This window comes from Sphingobium sp. (genome assembly GCF_032153725.1).
Taxonomy (GTDB): domain Bacteria; phylum Pseudomonadota; class Alphaproteobacteria; order Sphingomonadales; family Sphingomonadaceae; genus Sphingobium.
The window spans coordinates 1-18,388 of the sequence record NZ_JALDYQ010000047.1 but is presented as its reverse complement, the minus strand read 5'-3'; the positions used below and the strand labels follow the sequence as shown (position 1 = coordinate 18,388).

Sequence of the window (18,388 nt, the reverse complement as noted above, 5' to 3'; positions counted from 1 at the left end):
CAAACAATTCACCCGATGCACTCGATAAAATCGATCGATCAGGCATAATCGGCCCCGAAGGAGATTGAGAGAATGCATGACGTCGTCATTCGGGGCGCGACCATAATCGATGGGACGGGCGACCGTTCCTTCGTCGGCGACCTGGCGATTTCCGGGGGCGTGATCGCCGCCATGGGCGCGGACGTCGGGCCGGGGCGGCAGGAAATCGACGCCCAGGGTCTGGCCGTGATGCCCGGCATCATCGACGCGCATACCCATTATGACGCGCAGGTCACCTGGGACCCGTTCTGCGATCCGTCGCCCGCCCATGGCGTGACCAGCGTCGTGACGGGCAATTGCGGCTTCACCATCGCGCCGACCATGCCGGAACATCGCGAACAGATGATGCGCCACCTGATGCGAGTGGAAGGCATGTCGCTGGAGGCATTGCAGGAGGGAATCCGCTGGGATTTCCAGTCCTATCCCGAATATCTGGACATGCTGGAACGGCAGGGGGTCGGCCCCAATCTGGCCGTCTATATCGGGCATTCGGCGCTGCGCACCTATGTCATGGGGGCAGAGGCGTCGGACCGGGCCGCGACCGAAGAGGAAATCGCGGCCATGCGGGCCATCGTCACCGAGGCGATGGCGGCGGGCGCGGTCGGCTTCTCCACCTCGACGCATGAGCAGCATGTGGGCGACGGCGGCGTGCCCATGCCGTCCCGGCTGGCCGACGAGCGCGAGATGCGCGCCCTGATGAACGCGGTCGGAGAGACGGGGCGCGGCATGCTGATGCTGGTCAAGGGATCGGAGACGGGCGTTCCCTATCTGGAGAGCCTTGCCGCGCAGGCCGGGCGTCCGATGCTGGTATCGGCCATGCGCCATCATCCGTCCAAGCCGGATCAGGTCTTCAACGACCTTCGCCAGATGCGCGCCGCCCGCGAAAGGGGCGCCCGGCTTTACGGCCAATGTTCCTGCATGCCGATGTCGATGGATTTCACGCTCGGCAACCCCTATCCGTTCGAGGCCTATGGCGAATGGGCGCCCGCGATCCGGGCGCAGGACGATGCGGACTATCGCCGGGTGCTGGCCGATCCGGTGTTCCGCGCCGCCATGAAGCGCGACATCGAAACCGGGGTCGGCGCCCGCATTTTCCGGGGGGACTGGTCCAAGATGATCGTGGCCGAGGCGGGCCTGCCGGAAAATCGGCATCTGGAGGAGCGGTCAGTCGGGGAACTGGCAGCGGAAGCGGACCAGCATCCCTTCGACTATTTCCTTGACCTGGGGCTGGCCGAGGATCTCAGGACCAATTTCGCCACCGAATTCTCCAATTATGATGTCGAGGCGGTCGGGCGCATCCTGGCCGATCCGGAAAACCAGATTTCGCTGGGCGATGGCGGCGCGCATCTGTCCTTCCTGTGCGAGGCGGGTTTCGGCCTGCATCTGCTGGGCCGCTGGGTCCGCGAACTGGGCGTGTTGACGCTGGAGGAGGCGGCGCGGCGGCTGACGTCGCAGCCCGCCAATCTGTTCGGCTTCGTCGATCGCGGCACCTTGCGGACCGGCCATGCCGCCGACATCCTGCTGTTCGATCCGGCGACCGTGGGCATTGGCGTCAAGCGTCGCCTGTTCGACATGCCGGCCGGGGCGAGCCGCCTGCGCACCGATCCGCTGGGCGTTCATGGCGTGTGGATCAACGGCGTGCAGGTGGCCGACGCGGCCGGATCGATCGACGCGGGCGCGGTCCGGCCGGGCCGGGTGCTGCGGGCCTATCACTGAGCGGAGTTCGCCACCGCGAATTGTGGCGGCGGCAGTTGCCATCATGGGTGTAATGGATAACTGTCGACACTTGAGATGCGGCCAGTGCCGGATGGAATTGGGAGATTGGGATGTCGACGCGTGATGTGCAGGGTCTTCGGAAGGTCAGCGGAGGGTTTGACCCGTCCGCCGGCAATTGGGTCCATCGCGGACTCGACCTGTCGAAGCCGACCGAGATCACCGACGAGGAAATCGCCGCGTTCAAGGGGCATTATGGCAGCCAGTTCGGCGTCCCGATGAACGGGCTCGACTGGTGGATCGACCGCAGCCCCGAAGTGCTCAAGCGCTATCGCCTCTATTGCAGCCTGACGCTGCGGGTGGAACCGGCGGTGATGGGCGGCGGGACGCTCGCCTTCTACATGCTGATGGGCTATGTGAAGGGCGCGCGCTATGTGATGCACAGCTTCCTCAACGACGGGTTGAACCGCGCCCAGGCCGATGAGATGATCGCCATGGCGTTCGTCCACGCCGGACCGCGCGGCATGGAGACGATCCAGGAAGCGATGCAGGGGCTGGACTTCCCCGAAAAGGCCGATCCGCCCGCCAAATTTCCCGCAGGCTGGGCGGTCGATCTGGACGCGTTCAAATCCGGGCTCGATTTCTCCACCGTCACGCTCGACGCCGATGAAAAGGCGAAGCTCTACGACTGGTATCTGCGCACGATCGGGGAGATTCCGCCCTATGTCCGTTTCATGGCCGAGCATCGCCCGACGCTGATCAAGACGCATCGTGCCCGCATGGAGAACATGCTGTACAACCTGCCCAAGCAGTGCTGGCCGACCGCGATGCTCTATTATCACGTGATGAGCCGGGTGGCAGAGGGCATTCGCGAAAACGTCCTGCTCTGCAAGGCCTGGGGCGTTTCCAAGACCGACACGCTCGACGTCATCGGCAATGCGCTGGTCTATGGCCAGATGGAGGCCGCCACCATGGTCCAGCGCGAGGCTGGCGATATTTTCGACGGCTGGAAGGACTGAGACTGCGATGAACGCCATGACTCATCATGAAGCCGAAGATCTTGCCGAAATCCGGCGGGCCGTGCATGCGCTGTGCGCCGAATTTCCGGGCGAATATTGGCGCGCCCTCGACCGGGAGGCCGCCTATCCCACCGCCTTTGTCGACGCGTTGACGAAGGCCGGTTTCCTCGCCGCCCTGATCCCCGAGGAATATGGCGGCAGCGGCCTCAAGCTGACGGCGGCGGCAGTCATCATGGAGGAGATCCAGGCCACGGGCTGCAACGGATCGGCCTGCCACGCGCAGATGTACATCATGAACGCCATCCTGCGCCATGGCAGCGAGGAACAGAAGCAACGTTACCTCCCCGCCATCGCCAGCGGCGAATTGCGGCTTCAGGCCTTCGGCGTGACGGAGCCGACCAGCGGCACCAATACGCTGGGCCTGCGCACGACGGCGGTGCGGGACGGCGACAACTACATCATCAACGGGCAGAAGATCTGGACCAGCCGGGCCGAACATAGCGACCTGATGCTGCTGCTCGCCCGGACGACGCCCGCCGACCAAGTGGAGAAGAAGGTCGACGGCCTGTCGGTGTTCCTGGTCGACATGCGTCAGGCGCTGGGCAACGGCATGACCATCCAGCCGATCCGGACGATGATGAACCATTCCACCACGGAGGTGTTCTTCGACAATCTGGTCGTGCCCGCCGCCAATCTGATCGGCGAGGAAGGCAAGGGGTTCCGCTACATCCTGTCGGGCATGAATGCGGAGCGCATCCTGATCGCGGCCGAATGCATTGGCGATGCCAAATGGTTCATCGAAAAGGCGTCGGACTATGCGCGGGAGCGGCATGTCTTCGGGCGGCCCATCGGCCAGAATCAGGGCGTGCAGTTCCCGATCGCCAAGGCCTATGCGCAGATGCGCGCGGCGGAGCTGATGGTCCATCATGCCGCGGGGCTTTATGAAACCGGCGTCAATCCGGGCGCGGAGGCGAACATGGCGAAGATGCTCGCGGCCGATGCCAGTTGGGCTGCGGGCGACATGTGCGTCCAGACGCATGGCGGCTTCGGCTTTGCGGAAGAATATGACGTTGAACGGAAGTTCCGCGAAACCCGGCTCTACCAGGTCGCACCGATTTCCACGAACCTGATCCTGTCGCATCTGGCCGAACATGTGCTGGGCCTGCCGCGGTCCTATTGATGGCCATCTGAACGGGATCAGCATTTTAACTGTCGACATTCTGGGCGCATGAGCCCGTTGGGAGAGGATTTATGACCGAGTATAAGAACCCGCCGATCGCTGAATGGCGCATGCTGATCGATGGTCAGCTCGTCCCCTCTTCCAGCGGCGCTGTCTTCGACAATATCAATCCGGCAACCGGCGAAGTCATCGGCGTGACCGCGGATGGCACGCAGGAGGATTTCGAACGGGCCATCGCCTCGTCACGGCGTGCTTTCGACAAAACCGACTGGTCGCGCGACGGCAAGTTCCGGGCGCATTGCATCCGGCAGCTGCATGATGCGCTCAAGCGGCATGCGGCGGAAATCCGGCCGCTGCTGGTGGCGGAAGTCGGCACCCCGATCTGGCTGACGCGGGACACGCTGTTCGACGTGCCTGTCGACCGCCTGCTCGACTATGCGGAAAAGGCGGAGAGCTTCGCCTTTGACGAGCCGCTGCCCAGCGTCGATTTCCGCGGCGTCGTCAGCGACCGCCGGATTCGTTACGAGCCGGTGGGCGTGGTCGCGGGGATCATTCCGTGGAACGGGCCATGGGGATCGGGCCTCGGCAAGCTGGGACCGGCGCTGGCATCGGGTAGCGTCATCATCCTGAAGCCGTCGCCGGACGCGCCCTGGATGGCGACGATCGTCGGCAAGCTGGTCGCGGAAGAAACCGACATTCCGCCGGGCGTCGTCAATATCGTGACCGCCAGGGACAATCTGGCCGGCGAAATCCTGACCAACGATCCGCGCGTGGACATGGTCGCCTTCACCGGCTCGGCGCCCAATGGGCGCCGCGTGGCGCAGGCCTGTTCCGGTTCGCTCAAGCGGATGCTGCTCGAACTGGGCGGCAAGTCCGCCTATGTCGTGCTGGAAAGCGCGGATGTGGAGGAGCATGCGGCGATCGCGGCGAAGACGATCTGCGCCAATGCCGGGCAGGGCTGCGTGGCGCGCAGCCGCCTCCTGCTGCCGCGCAGCCGTTATGAACAGGGCGTCGCGGCGGCCAAGGCGGCGATGGAGGCTGTGACCTATGGCGATCCGCAGGACCCGCATAATTTCATGGGTCCGCTCAATAGCGCCCATCATCGCGAACGGGTGCTGGCCCATATCGGAAAGGCGATCAGCGAAGGCAATCGGCTGGTGTCCGGTGGCAAGGTCCCGGCCCATCTGCCGCAGGGCAGCTTCATCGAACCGACGCTGTTCGCTGATGTGAAGCCCAGCGACACCATCGCGCAGGAAGAGATTTTCGGCCCGGTGCTGGCGATCATCCCCTATGACACCGAAGAGGATGCGTTGGAGATCGCCAATAATTCGATCTACGGCCTGTCGGCGCAGGTCGCGGCCGCGACCAATGAAGAGGCCTATGCCTTTGCGGAGAAGCTGCGCACCGGCACGGTCAGCGTCAATGGCGGCACATGGATGCACATGGACATCCCCTTTGGCGGCTTCAAGCAGAGCGGCATCGGTCGCCAATACGGCCGGCAGGGTTTCGAGGCCTATCTGGAGATCAAGGTACTCGGCATCCCCTCGGGCGAAAAGGCCAAGAGCCTTGCCTGGGGCGAGGTCGAGGAAAGCGTCGCGGCGGAGTGAACGGCATGGCTGACGGAAAGGGCGATCTTGCCGCCCGCATCGCCCTGATCGAGGATCGCGCCGCCATCCAGGACCTGCTCTATGCGGTGGCCAGCGCGATCGACCGCTACGATGGCGGCGTGCTGGCGCGATGCATCGATCCGGAGGCCGTGATCGACATGGGCGGGGAGGCGCCGATCAGCGGCGCCGCCTTCGCCGCCGCGATCAAGCCGCCCGCCAATCCGCGGCCGGGTCGGATGCACGTCATCTCCAACAGCCGCATCCGGGTGGAAGGGGACAGCGCCGGGGCGGAATCCCAGATCGTGTCCTGGCAGGACCAGCTGGCCGGCGATGCGCGCGTGACGCGGGTCAGGGCCGGGCGCTATCTGGACCGCTTTGCCCGCACCGGCGGGGAATGGCGGCTTGTCGCGCGCACGCTGGTCGACGAATGGGCGCGGGTCGATCCGGTCGACGCCGTGCCGCCGCAGGGTCGCCATCTTGGCCAGCCTGCGCCCGCCGACCTACTCTACCAGACGCTTGAGGGACTGATATGACGGACAGCATGACAGGGACCGTCGCCATCGTGACGGGCGGCGGCGCCAGCGCCGGGCGCGTTCCCAGCATTGGGGAGGCGGTCGCCCGGCTGCTCGCCCGGCGTGGGGTCCTGGTGGTGGTGGCCGATGTCGACGCCGCGGCGGGCGCGCGCACGGTCGCGGCGATCGAGCAGGAGGGCGGCCGTGCCCTTTCCGTTGCGGCCGACCTTTGCGATCAGGACGCTTGCGACGGGGTGGTGGCTCAGGCGATCGGGCATTTCGGCCGCCTCGACATATTGATCAACAATGTCGGCGTCGGCGGTGGATCGGTCGTCACCAAGCTGGTCGAGGCGGATTTCGACCGGGCGATCGCCATCAACCTGAAAAGCGCCGCCTTCATGGCGAAGGCCGCCCTGCCGCGCATGGGCGCAGGGGGCGCGGTCGTCAACCTGTCTACCACCGCCGTCGTGCACCCGACGGCAAGCCTGGCCTATAGCGCGACCAAGGCGGCGCTGGAAGCACTGACCAGCCATATCGCGATGCAGTTCGGCCCCGACGGCATCCGTTGCAATACCGTCCGGCCGGGCGAGGTGTGGACCGCGATGGTCGACAGGAACTGTCCCACGGAGGAAGACGCCGCGCGGCTGCGCGCCGACCGCGCCGCGCGCTGCGTCCTGCCCCATGACGGGGACGCCTGGGACGTCGCGGAGGCGGTGGTGTTTCTGGCCAGTCCGCAGGCGCGCTGGATCACCGGGCAGACGATCAGCGTTGATGGAGGGGCGCCGCTCATCCGTCCGAATCCCGAATGGAAGTCTCACCACAGCTATTGGAAGGCGCGCCACTGAGGGCCGGTGCGGACCCGAAATGCGCTTTTCCGCGCATTTCCAAACAGACTCCCCCGGCGCGACGGCGTCAAATCTCGGGTAGCTTGAACGGGGCGGTTCCGCGAAAGGGCGGGCCGCCCCGCGATCGTTCCAGCATTCGCGTCACCACCGGCGACCCGTCATGCAGGCTGGCGACATGGTCCCGTATCCGCTGGTCAGCCTGTGTCGGACGAATCTGGCGGCGAAGATGATGCAGCCAGTTGGTGCTGATGTACCGTTCCTGCCATTCACGCGGATTGTCGAGATTCTGCTGAAGCGACCAGCGCCGGGCACCGTCGCGTTGCCGGACCCGGCCGAGCTCTTCCATCGCGGCGGCGAAATCCGCGGCCTTTTCCGTGGATACCTGATAGAGGAGGGTGATGACGATCGGCCCTTCGCCGTCCTGCAACGGCGCGTCGCCGCTGTCGAGCGGCGTGGTGCGCACCGGCCTGATATCGGGGTCCGAGCCCGCCGATAGCGGAAACCGGCGGGCGAGGACGAGCGAAAGTGCCATCGTCATCCCTGCCGAGAGAAATGCCGTTCGTACGCCAAAGGCCTGCGCCACACTGCCCCACAGGAAGCTGCCAATGCCCATCCCCGCGAAAACGGCCATCTGATTGAGCGCGATCATGCGTCCGACGACCCAGCGGGGCACGCTGAGCTGAATCGACACGCCAAGGCTCGTGAGTGCCGCCACCCAGCAGCCGCCGATCAGCGCCATCAGCAATATGGCCGGCGCGACGAAAGGCGTGATCGCCAGCACTATCGTCGCCGCGCCCGACATCAGGGTGCAAAACCCCACCAGCCTTGGCCGGGACAGGCCCAGATTGGCGCGCAGGATGGCGCCGACGACCGCCCCGAATCCGAACCCGCCCAGCAGCACCCCCAAGGTCAGCGGGCCTCCGCCCAGAGCATCATGGGCCAGCACGGGGGTAAGCGCCCAGACGCAGCTGCCGCAAAAGCCGAAGGCGGACGCGCGGATCAGCAGGGTCAGCGCTTGCGGCGACAGGCTGGCGTAACGCAGGCCTGAGAAAACCGCCTCTATGACCCGTTCGGGCGGCAGTTCGCCTTCGGGCCGTTTGCGCCGCCAGCTCAGGATGGTCGCCACAAGGCCAAGATTGGAAAGGCCGTTCAGGGCGAAGACGCAGGCGCTTCCCCAGATCGCGACCAAAGCGCCGCCTACGGCCGGCCCCATGCTTCTCGCAACGTTGAAGCCGACGCTGTTGAGGGAAGAGGCGGCCTCAAGCTGGGCGTGGCTGACCTGCTCCACGACGGAGGCCTGCCAGGCCGGCGCGTACAGGGCGTTGCCGGTCGCGATGAGGAAAGTCGCGGCGAGCAGCAGGGAGGCGTTGGCCCCGCCGATGCTGGTCACGAAGGCCAGCAGCAGGGCGACCACGGCCATGCCGATCTGTGCGACCAGCATCAGTTTGCGCCGGTCCACAATGTCGGCCAGGGCGCCGGCGAGCAGCGCGAACAGCATGACCGGTATCGTCGCGGCGGTCTGGACCAGCGCGACCATCCGGGCGCTCGATGTGATGGAGGTCATCAACCAGGCGGTGGCGACGGTTTGCATCATCGTGCCGAAGTTGGAAACCATGCCTGCAATCCAGAATCGCAGGAAAATGGCATTGGCCAAGGGAGCAGTCGTGCGGCGCCATGACGGCGAGCTGTCCATATCAGCCATGTCTCTTCTTTCCGTTTCGCGCGGGCCTCGAACCGCATAGGCGCAAATGGCTTTTTCTCTGAAAAGGGAAAAAATGTCGACACTGATGCCCCGTTTCATGCCGATTTCCGGTATATTCGGATAGACGATATCTCTAAAGTGCCGACAGATTATGTTTCCGCTCGCGGGATTCGCACGATACTATCGTCGCATTGATGCAAATTCGGCGAAAACAAATAGCTCGCCTGGAAGTGGGGAGGAGATTGTGACATTGTTAGTCAGTAACCGCAGCACCTGGTGGGCCACAGCCTCGGGTATCGCACTGCTTGCTTCCTGCCCGGTGACGGTCGCGGCGCAGAATTCGGGCGCGGCGCAGGCCGCTCCGGCCGCGGCTGCCGATCCGCAGGCGGCAGAGGATGCGCATACGGACGAAATCGTCGTCTATGCCCGCCGGCGTTCGGAAAGCGTGATGGATGCGCCGCTGGCGATCACCGCCCTGTCGCCGACCGCGCTTCGCGACCAGTCGGTCGTCAGCTTCACCGATCTGACGAAGGTCGCGCCGAACGTGATCCTGCGCCAGACCAATGGCGGTGGCGGGACGGTTGGCGCGGTCATTCGCGGCCAGACGATCGCCCAGGCCAATATCGCCAACGACTCGCCGATCGGCTTCTATTATGACGACGTCATCCTGGGTCAGCCCAAGGGCGCGACGGCAGGGCTGTTCGACGTGGCCTCGATCGAAGTGGCGCGCGGCGTGCAGGGCACGTTGAAGGGCCGGAACAACACCGGTGGCGCCATCAGCGTTTACATGCAGAAGCCCGTTCTGAATGAATTTTCGGGCGAGGCGGCCATCAATTACGGCTCGCGCGATTTCGTCCTGCTGCGCGGCATCGTGAACGTGCCGGTCGGGGACAAGATCGCCGTCCGCCTGGGCGCGCAGCGCATCACCCAGGACCCGCAGGGACACAGCATCATCACCGGACAGGGCTATGGCGGCAAGCATGAGTGGATCGGGCGCGCCTCCGTCCTGTTGGAGCCCAGCGATCAGACATCGCTCCAGTTGACCTACGAACGGACGGAAATCGACCAGAATCCGGCCGGTCGCCGCATGCTGCCGGGAACCCTCACCTATGGGGCGTTGATCGCCGGAACGCGCAGCGCGCAGAATCCGTCCGGTCTGCAATTCACCGACGCGCAATTGCGTCCGGCCAATTTCTGGGATGGATCGACCGGCTATGTCATGGCCAATGACAAGGCGACGATCAACTTCTGGCGTGGCACGCTGAAATCCGAAATCAGCGACAATATCACCCTGAAAGTCATCGGTGGATATCGTCAGTTCCGTTCTTCGGGCGGTATCGATCTTGAAGGATCGCCGGCGACCCAGCTTGAAAGCGTCACCGGAGGGACTTCCCACCAGTTCACGATCGAACCACAACTGTCCGGTACGATCCTGGACGGGAAACTGGATTATGTGCTCGGCTATTATCATTATAGCGACAAGGGCGTCCTGATTGCCGACACCTATTCCTATTCGGTGAACAATGCGGCTCCCACCACGCCCTTCCGCAACCACCTGCGCATTCGCGAGGGCGCGCATAATATTGCCGATGCAGGCTATGGCCATCTGGAGTGGAAGGCGACGGACCAGCTGGAACTGGCCGCGGGCGTCCGCTACACCCGGGATCAGCGCCAGGTGAGCCCGGATCGCGTACTGGTAAACAGTGACCCCAGCAGCACGACTTACGGGCTGTACACGGCCGGAACCGTGAATTCGGTGGGTTGTCTGTTCACCACTCCGGTCAACGGCGTGCTCCGGCCCGCCGGCGGGTTCGTTCTCGTCAACGGCAATGCCGTCGCGTCTGGCGAATGTCCGGATATCACCCTCAAGAAGAACTACGGCTATTGGTCGTACGAACTGACCGCGCGGTACAAGATCAATCGCAATCTTTCCGTTTACGCCCGCACGGGCCTGGGCCAGAAGTCGGGCGGCATCAATATTCCGGTCGTGACGACGCTTGTCCCGCCCTATGATCCGGAGCGCGTCCGTGACTATGAAGTGGGCCTGAAGGGCAGCGATCTGCTGGGTGGCGCCCTGGATTTCTCGCTTGCTGCCTATTACAGCGATTATAAGGATCTCCAGCGCTATCTCAGCAACCTGCTGCCTGGCGGCGGTGGCGTTTCGAACGTCATCATCAATGCGGGTTCGGCGCGCGTCCAGGGCGTTGAGGGCGAGTTCAAGCTGCGTCCGGTCGAGGGCCTCCAGCTCAGCGGCTTTTTCGGTTATGCGGACGCGAAATACAAGACGTTCACGACCACGGGTGCCAACGGAAGCCCGGTCGATCTGTCCGGTCAACCCTTCTCCGACACGCCGAAGTTCAACAGCCGGCTTGGCGTTCTCTATGAACTGCCGGTTGCTGGCGGATCGCTGCGGATGGGCGGTGGATGGAATCACACGAGCAATACCTCGCTCAGCGTGATCGCTTTCCCCGGCGCGGAAACCGGCGTGCTGGATCTGTTCGATGCGCGTGTCGCATGGACCTCTCCGGACGACAGGCTGGAACTCGCCATCTTCGGCACCAATCTGTCGAACAAGAAATATTTCACCGCTATCGGCCTGAACCGGACCGGCGTGTCGACAGCCCTTTCCGCGGTGACGGGAGCTTATGGCGTGCAGGCCGAACCCCGGTTCATCGGGGGCAGCGTCACCTACAAGTTCAAATGACGCAAGGCGGGATGCGGCCGGATCATTTCGGGCCGCATCCCGCCCCTTGTTGCTCCGTCGCGGACAACAGAATGACGGCAATCTCCATCACAGGCTTGGCAGCGCATGCAGGAACATACAGAATTTGATCTGATCGTCGTCGGATTTGGTGCCGCTGGCGCAGCCGCAGCCATCACCGCAGCCAGGAAGGGCGCGCGGGTCGCGCTGATCGAAAAGCAGACTGCCGACGCCCATTATTCCAGCACGCGCATGTCGGGCGGCCTGATCATGGGCGCCAATGAGGTAGAGGCCGCGACGCGTTACCTTGACGAATGTTCGGGAGGGATGATCCCGATCGACGTCACGCGCGCTTGGGCGGAGCGGGCGGTCAAGACCCGCGAGTGGATGCGGGGGCTGGGGATCGAGTCCGTCCACATGGCGGGCGGCTGGTATCCCAAGCTCAACGGCTTCGAGAGCATCGAGGTCTATGCGCCGCTGGCAAGAGGGGTCGACCCCGCGTCGGTCGAGGTCGACATGCCCGCGCCGGGCGAACTGGCCTTCAAGGGACCCGTGCCGTTCGGAAACGGACAGACGCTGCATGACCTGCTGGTCGAAGCGGTGTCGGCGGAAGGCAATATCACGCCGTTTTTCGGTCACAAGGCGGAACGGCTGATCCAGCAGGATAGCCGGATCACGGGGCTGAGATGCACCGTTGGCGAAGAAACCGTGGCGTTCCGGGCATCCTGCGGCGTCATCCTGGCGAGCGGGGGGTTCGAACAGGATCAGGACATGATCCTGAACTATCTGAAGGCCTATCCCATCTATTTCTACGGGGCGCCGGCCAATACCGGCGACGGCATCCGCATGGCGCAGGCCGTAGGCGCCGATCTATGGCATATGAACCAGATGATCGGACGCGCGGTGGGCCATTTCAAGCATCCCGACGGGCGCGAGATCAGCTTCAACATATCGGTCAACCCGCCCGGCTACGCGATCGTCGACAAATATGGCAAGCGTTTCGCCAATGAATATCTTCAGGCCGTGTCCAAGCCCAATTTCTACTATGAATTGCTCCACTATGACGCCGACCTGCTCGAACATCCGCGCATTCCGGCCTATTGGATCTTCGACAGCAGGCGCATGAATGCCCGTCCGATCTCGGGCGGTTCCTTCGGCCATTATGCCTGGAGCCGCGACAATCGGACGGAAGTGGAGATGGGCTGGATCAAGGAGGCCGACACTGTCGAGGGGGCGGTGAGGGCGGCCGGATGCCTTGACCCCGAAGCGGCGGCGCGGACGATCGCGGAATATAATGCGGCCTGTGCCGAGGGTGGGGACGCGCATGGCCGGCCCGCGGAATCCATGATTCCCATCGATCAGGGACCCTTTTACTGCATTCCGGTCTATCCCGGCGGTGCCACCACCAATGGCGGTCCGCGCCGTGACGCGAAAGGCCGTGTCCTCAACGCCTTTGCCGAACCGATCGCGGGCCTTTTCGCCGCGGGCGAACTGGGCGGCGCGATCGGCGTGCTCTATCCCTCTCCGGGCGCGAATCTGGGGGAAGCGTTCGCCTTTGGCCCCATCGCCGCGGAGACGGCGCTCTCGGAACGTGGATGAAGGCCGGAACGTTGATCGATCGTGATGCGGGAGTGAGCGATGCTGCAAACTAAGGCCATGGAACAAAGGGTCGGTTCCCCGTCGCCCAGCCGGCAGTCGAACGTCTACAACTATTATGTCGTGATAGTGCTGACGCTGGTCTATCTGTGCAGCAGCCTTGACCGCATGATCGTTTCGACGGTTGCGGAGCCGCTGAAACATGAATTCAGTCTCAGCGATACGCAGCTTGGCGTTCTCACCGGGCTTTTTTTTGCCATTTCCTTTGGTGTTTGCGGCGTGCCGCTGGGCATGCTGGCCGATCGCGTGCATCGGCCGCGTCTCCTGTCCGCCCTGCTGACGGTGTGGAGCTGCCTGACCTTCATGAGCAGCTTTGCCCAATCCTACGCGATGCTGGCTCTGGCCCGCATCGGGGTGGGGGCCAGCGAGTCCGGGGCATCATCCACGTCGATGTCGATCATCAGCGATCTGTTCCCGCCGGAAAAAAGGGGGCTGGCGCTATCCTTCTTTTACGCTTCGACGCCGATCGGCATATCGATCGGCCTCGCGCTGGGCGGTTATATTGCCGGCCATTACGGCTGGCGGTCGGTGTTCATGGTCGCGGGCATCCCCGGAATATTGCTCGCGCTGCTGCTGCTGTTCACGGTGCGCAACCCGGCGCGCGGCCAATTCGATTCGGGCGCGGAAAAGCAGAAGCATGCGGGTGAGCCCGTCACGGTCGGCACGGGGTTCAGGCTGCTCTGGAAAATGCCTGCCCTGCTGATGATCATGGCGGCGGGCGTGTGCCTGATCGTGGCGCAGGCGGGAACCCATGCCTTTCTGACGCCCTTCCTGATGCGCGTGCATCATATCACCATCGCCGAGGCGGGTTTCGCCACGGGATTGGCGCAGTTCATTCCCGGCATCACCGGCGTCCTGCTGGGCGGCGTCCTGGCCGACCGGATGGCGCGGCGGTCGTCCTATGCAGGGCTTTTCGCCGTCGCCGGACTGATGCTGGTGACGGGGCCTTCCTCCATGGCGGCCTTTCTGGTGAATGACTGGCATCATGCCATGGTCCTGCTGGCGGTGCATAATTTCCTGCTGGCCCTTTATTATGGCACGCATTTTTCTTCGCTTCTCAGCCTGACGCCGTTCCGCTTTCGCGGCACCATCGGCGGCATCCACGCGGTCGCGCTGACCCTGATGGGTTATGGCGTCGGACCGGTCGTTGCTGGCGCGGCGAGCGATTTCTTCCAGAATATCGGTCTGGAGGAGCCGCTGCGCTGGGCGGAAGTGGCGGTTTCGGGAATGTTCCTGGTGGCGGCTGTGTTTTACCTGGCCGCGGCAACGCTGGTGCGGCGCGGCAAGTTGGCGGAGGCCCGCCGGACCTTGTCCTGATTTTCGCGCCGGACGGTTCGGGACGGGAGCAGGCTCTCCGGGCCCGCCGTCCTGTCGGTTATTTCGAAATTGGAGTGATGGAATATGGGATCGGTTGGTCGGGTGGCGATCGTCACGGGGTGCGGGAAACAGGACGGGATCGGCGCCGCGATTGCAAGGCGTCTTTCCGCCGATGGCTTCACCGTGGTGGTGACCGATGTCGAGGCGGCGGGCGTGCGCGACAGGCATGAACAGGCCCGCGCCGACGCGGCCGCATGGAACGGGGTGGAGGATCTGGTCGCTGAACTGAGCGGCAAGGGGGGCACGGCCCTGGCCCTGACCGGCGACATCAGCCGTATCGAGGATGTGCGCCGGATGATCGGCGATGTCGTCGCCCGTTTCGGCCGGATCGACGTGCTGGTCAACAATGCGGGCGCGCCCTTCAGCATGGCGCATGGCGATATCGAGCAGATCGACCCGGCCGAGTTCGAGCGGGTTCTTCAGATCAACGTCACCGGCACCTTCCTGATGACGCAAGCCGTGGCGCCGCACATGCGCAAGGCGAAATGGGGCCGGATCGTGAGCGTCGCATCGGTCGCCGGGCGCGTGGGGTCGAAGCAGAATTCCGCCTATGCCTCCTCGAAGGCGGGCGTGATCGCGCTGGCGCAGACCTTTGCGCTGGATCTGGGCGCGGACGGCATCACCTCCAACGCGGTTCTGCCGGGCTTCATCTTCACCAGCCGGACGCTGAGCGGCATGAGCAAGAAGCTGGGCGGCGCGCCGCTGGACGAAGCGACCATCGCCAAATCGAAGCCGTCCGTGCCGATCGGCCGCGACGGCAGCCCCGACGATGTCGCCGCGACGGTGGCCTTCCTCGCCAGCGAAGCGGCCGGGTTCACGACGGGCCAGTCCTTCATCGTCGACGGCGGTTCGCTGCGGCTCTGATCGACCATGATGGAAGAGGCTGACTTTGTGATCATCGGCGGCGGGACGGCCGGTTGCGTGCTCGCCAACCGCCTGACCGCCAATGGCCGCCACGCCGTCTGCCTGCTGGAAGCGGGGGGCGCGGACCGCAGCCCCTGGATCCATATCCCGCTGGGTTATGGCAAGCTCGCCTCCCATCCGCGATACAGCATTTGTTTCGAGAGCGAGCCGGAGCCGGCGCTGAACGGTCGCCGCCTGTCCATTCCACGGGCCAGGGTGCTGGGCGGATGCAGCTCGACCAACGGCCTGCTTTACGTGCGCGGTCAGGCGCAGGATTATGATGATTGGGCGGCGGCGGGCAATGCGGGTTGGGGCTATGCCGACATCCTGCCCTATTTCCGCCGCGCCGAAGACTATCATGGCGGCGAGAGCGAATGGCACGGGGCAGGCGGGCCGATCGCGGTGTCGCCCCCAGCCGCGCCCCATCCGCTGGCCGAAGCCTTCATCGCGGCGGGCCAGCAACAGGGCCTGCCGCGCCTGGACGACTTCAACGGCGCCGGGCAGGAGGGGGTCGGCTATTATCATATGACGACGCGCCATGTCCGCCGTTCCAGCGCGGCGACCGCCTATCTCCGTCCCGCAAGGCGGCGGTCCAATCTGTGCGTCCTGAAGGAAGCTGTGGCGACGCGCATCCTGTTCGACGGCAAAAGGGCGGTCGGCGTCGAATTCACGAGGCAGGGAGAAACCAGGCGCGTGATGGCCCGGCGGGAGGTGATCCTGTCCGGCGGAGCCATCGCTTCGCCCCATCTGTTGCTGCTGTCGGGGGTAGGGCCGGGGAGCGCGCTTGCGGATCTGGGCATATCGGTGGTCCTGGATCGCGCGGGCGTGGGCCGCAATCTGGCCGATCATGCCAATATCCGCCTCAACTATCGTGCTTCCCGTCCGATCACGATGAACGATCGGTTGCGGACGCCCATGGGCCGTCTGGGCGCGGGGCTGGAATATGTTTTCCGCCGCAAGGGCCCCCTGACGGTCAGCGCCGGTTTCGGGGCGGCCTTCTACCGGACCTCGCCCGAACTCGACCGGCCGGATTTCCAGGGCTATCTGCTGCTGTTCCGCACCGATGCAAGCGGCACCGGGCTGGAGCCTTTTTCCGGTTTCATGACGTCGGGCTATCAGCTTCGGCCCGAAAGCCGGGGCGAGCTGTTCCTCAAAAGCGCGGACCCGATGGCCCGGCCGGGCATCCGCCTCAATCATCTTGTCAGCGAGAAGGACCGGATGGTCACGCTGGCGGGGATCAAGCGCCTTCGCGCGATGCTGCGGGAGCCGGCCATGGCGCCTCTGGTGGCGGAAAGCGAACCGGGCGATGGGGCCGATGACGAGGAACTCATGGCCTATATCCGCGAGCATGCGGGAACCGGCCATCATGTCGCGGGAACCTGCCATATGGGCGTGGGGAGCGACGCCGTGGTGGACCCGCGGCTGAAAGCCCATGGCCTGGCCGGCCTGAGGGTGGTCGATGCGTCGATCATGCCGGCCATGGTGTCGGGCAATACCTGCGCGCCGGTGGTGATGATCGCCGAAAAGGCCGCGGACATGATCCTTGAGGACAGTCAATGACGAGCAATGAACCCGTGGCGGGGAGAGAGTTCGCCCAACGCCATGCCGGACGCATCTATGTCGGCGGGGAATGGCTGCTGCCGATCGACGGCGGCCGGCTGGACATCGTCAATCCGGCTACCGGCGCGCAGGTCGCCAGCGTCGCGGCTGCGGGACCGGCGGACGTCGCTCGCGCCGTCGAGCGCGCGCATGACAGCTTCTACAAGGGCGACTGGCCGCTCTTGCACCCTTCGGAGCGCGCGGACATGCTGCGACGATTGGGGCAGGCCATGCGCCACCGCGCCGCCGATCTGGGGAGCGCCGTGACGCTGGAAATGGGCGCGCTCTGGCGGGAAAGCGTGGCAGGCGCTCAGGCCGCCGCCGACCTGTGCGACTATTATGCCGATCTGGCCGAAGCCCTGGCCGAACCCGATGCGCGTGCCTGGAAGGGCGGGCGGGCCTTTGTCCGCTATCTGCCCGTGGGCGTCGTCGCGGCGATCGTGCCGTGGAATGCGCCGCTCAGCCTGTCGATCCTGAAGCTGGCGCCGGCGCTGGCGGCGGGATGCACGCTGATCCTCAAATCCGCGCCGTCGACGCCGCTCGACGCGATCCTGCTGGCCGAATGTCTGGAGGATGCCGGAATCCCTCCCGGCGTGGTCAGCATCTTGCCGGGCGATAATGCGGCGGGCGAAGCGCTGATCACCGATTCCCGGATCGACAAGGTGACCTTCACCGGCAGCACGGCGGTCGGACGGCATATCGGCGCGGTCTGCGGCGGCAGGATTGTCCGGCAGGCGCTTGAGCTGGGCGGGAAATCGGCGGCGATCCTCCTGCCGGACATGGATGTGGAAACGGCGGTGGAGCAACTGGTTCCGGGCAGCATGCGCCTGACCGGACAGGCCTGCTCGGCCTTGACCCGCATTCTCGTTCCCCGGCGGAAAACGACCGATCTGGTCGACGCCATGTCTGGCGCATTGGGCGCGTTGCGTCCCGGCGATCCGTTCGACGCAGCAACGTCGCTGGGGCCGCTGGCGCTGGAACGGCAGCGGGAAAGGGTCGAGGATTATATCCGGGAAGGCGTGCGCGAAGGCGCGATGCTGGCCTGCGGGGGCGATCGTCCGGCCGGTATCGGTTCCGGCTTCTTCCTCCATCCGACATTATTCACCAATGTCGACAATGGCATGCGCATCGCGCAGGAGGAAATATTCGGTCCTGTCGTCTGCGTCATCCCCTATGCGGATGAGGAGGAGGCGATCGCCATCGCCAATGCATCCTCCTACGGACTCTATGCGAGCATCTTCACGCATGACGAAGATGCCGTGTGGCGTCTGGCGCCAAGGCTGCGCGCCGGCAATGTGTCGCGCGCCGGGCTCTATATCGACCGGACATTGCCTTATGGCGGGCTCAGGCAATCGGGCATCGCGCGTGAGGGGGGAGTTGAAGGTTTTCGGTCCTTTCAGGAGGCGCAGACAATTTATCTGCCGTCCTGAGAAGAGGATGCGATCCACTTATTGGCATGTGAGAGCAGAGGTAGAAGCGGGATGAAGATCCTTGTGCCCGTGAAGCGGGTTATCGATTATAATGTGAAGCCGCGG

13 protein-coding genes are annotated in these 18,388 nt (G+C 64.6%); 12 read left to right on the top strand and 1 reads right to left on the bottom strand.

Features of this window, described 5'->3' with window-relative positions:
- The first annotated feature begins 72 nt into the window (after positions 1 to 72).
- The 6 genes from RUH75_RS15215 (at position 73) to RUH75_RS15190 (ending at position 6,915) form a co-directional block, all read left to right on the top strand.
- Positions 73 to 1,755: an amidohydrolase family protein gene (locus RUH75_RS15215; RefSeq protein ID WP_313807452.1), complete on the top strand. Its 1,683-nt coding sequence runs from the start codon at positions 73 to 75 to the stop codon at positions 1,753 to 1,755.
- 110 nt (positions 1,756 to 1,865) lie between these two features.
- Positions 1,866 to 2,771 carry a hypothetical protein gene (locus tag RUH75_RS15210; protein ID WP_313807450.1) on the top strand — a complete coding sequence of 302 codons (906 nt, stop codon included), beginning with the start codon at positions 1,866 to 1,868 and terminating at the stop codon, positions 2,769 to 2,771.
- Between the two features lie 7 nt (positions 2,772 to 2,778).
- Positions 2,779 to 3,951, top strand: a complete 1,173-nt coding sequence (locus tag RUH75_RS15205) for an acyl-CoA dehydrogenase family protein (RefSeq protein WP_409592375.1) — start codon at positions 2,779 to 2,781, stop codon at positions 3,949 to 3,951.
- Positions 3,952 to 4,022: 71 nt separating this feature from the next.
- Complete coding sequence (locus RUH75_RS15200; protein ID WP_313807448.1) at positions 4,023 to 5,558, top strand: aldehyde dehydrogenase family protein; 1,536 nt, start codon at positions 4,023 to 4,025, stop codon at positions 5,556 to 5,558.
- Positions 5,559 to 5,563: 5 nt separating this feature from the next.
- Positions 5,564 to 6,091, top strand: a complete 528-nt coding sequence (locus RUH75_RS15195) for a nuclear transport factor 2 family protein (protein WP_313807446.1) — start codon at positions 5,564 to 5,566, stop codon at positions 6,089 to 6,091.
- Positions 6,088 to 6,915 (top strand): SDR family NAD(P)-dependent oxidoreductase, encoded by an 828-nt coding sequence (locus RUH75_RS15190; protein ID WP_313807444.1) that lies wholly within the window; start codon positions 6,088 to 6,090, stop codon positions 6,913 to 6,915. The genes RUH75_RS15195 and RUH75_RS15190 overlap by 4 nt, the downstream gene beginning before the upstream one ends.
- Before the next feature lie 67 nt (positions 6,916 to 6,982).
- Here the strand turns inward: RUH75_RS15190 and RUH75_RS15185 are convergent, their stop codons facing one another.
- Positions 6,983 to 8,617 carry an MFS transporter gene (locus RUH75_RS15185; protein WP_313807442.1) on the bottom strand — a complete coding sequence of 545 codons (1,635 nt, stop codon included), beginning with the start codon at positions 8,615 to 8,617 and terminating at the stop codon, positions 6,983 to 6,985.
- A gap of 250 nt (positions 8,618 to 8,867) precedes the next feature.
- Here RUH75_RS15185 and RUH75_RS15180 point away from each other — a divergent pair, with 250 nt between their 5' ends.
- From RUH75_RS15180 to RUH75_RS15155, 6 genes are all read left to right on the top strand, one after another.
- Positions 8,868 to 11,321 carry a TonB-dependent receptor domain-containing protein gene (locus RUH75_RS15180; RefSeq protein WP_313807440.1) on the top strand — a complete coding sequence of 818 codons (2,454 nt, stop codon included), beginning with the start codon at positions 8,868 to 8,870 and terminating at the stop codon, positions 11,319 to 11,321.
- Between the two features lie 105 nt (positions 11,322 to 11,426).
- Positions 11,427 to 12,917 (top strand): FAD-dependent oxidoreductase, encoded by a 1,491-nt coding sequence (locus RUH75_RS15175; protein ID WP_313807438.1) that lies wholly within the window; start codon positions 11,427 to 11,429, stop codon positions 12,915 to 12,917.
- Positions 12,918 to 12,956: 39 nt separating this feature from the next.
- Positions 12,957 to 14,291, top strand: a complete 1,335-nt coding sequence (locus RUH75_RS15170; protein ID WP_313807436.1) for an MFS transporter — start codon at positions 12,957 to 12,959, stop codon at positions 14,289 to 14,291.
- An 84-nt stretch (positions 14,292 to 14,375) separates the two neighbouring features.
- On the top strand, positions 14,376 to 15,215 hold the full coding sequence (locus RUH75_RS15165; protein ID WP_313807434.1) for an SDR family oxidoreductase: 840 nt from the start codon (positions 14,376 to 14,378) through the stop codon (positions 15,213 to 15,215).
- A 6-nt stretch (positions 15,216 to 15,221) separates the two neighbouring features.
- Positions 15,222 to 16,814 carry a GMC family oxidoreductase gene (locus RUH75_RS15160; protein ID WP_313807432.1) on the top strand — a complete coding sequence of 531 codons (1,593 nt, stop codon included), beginning with the start codon at positions 15,222 to 15,224 and terminating at the stop codon, positions 16,812 to 16,814.
- On the top strand, positions 16,811 to 18,283 hold the full coding sequence (locus RUH75_RS15155) for an aldehyde dehydrogenase (protein WP_313807430.1): 1,473 nt from the start codon (positions 16,811 to 16,813) through the stop codon (positions 18,281 to 18,283). The genes RUH75_RS15160 and RUH75_RS15155 overlap by 4 nt, the downstream gene beginning before the upstream one ends.
- Positions 18,284 to 18,388: the final 105 nt, after the last annotated feature.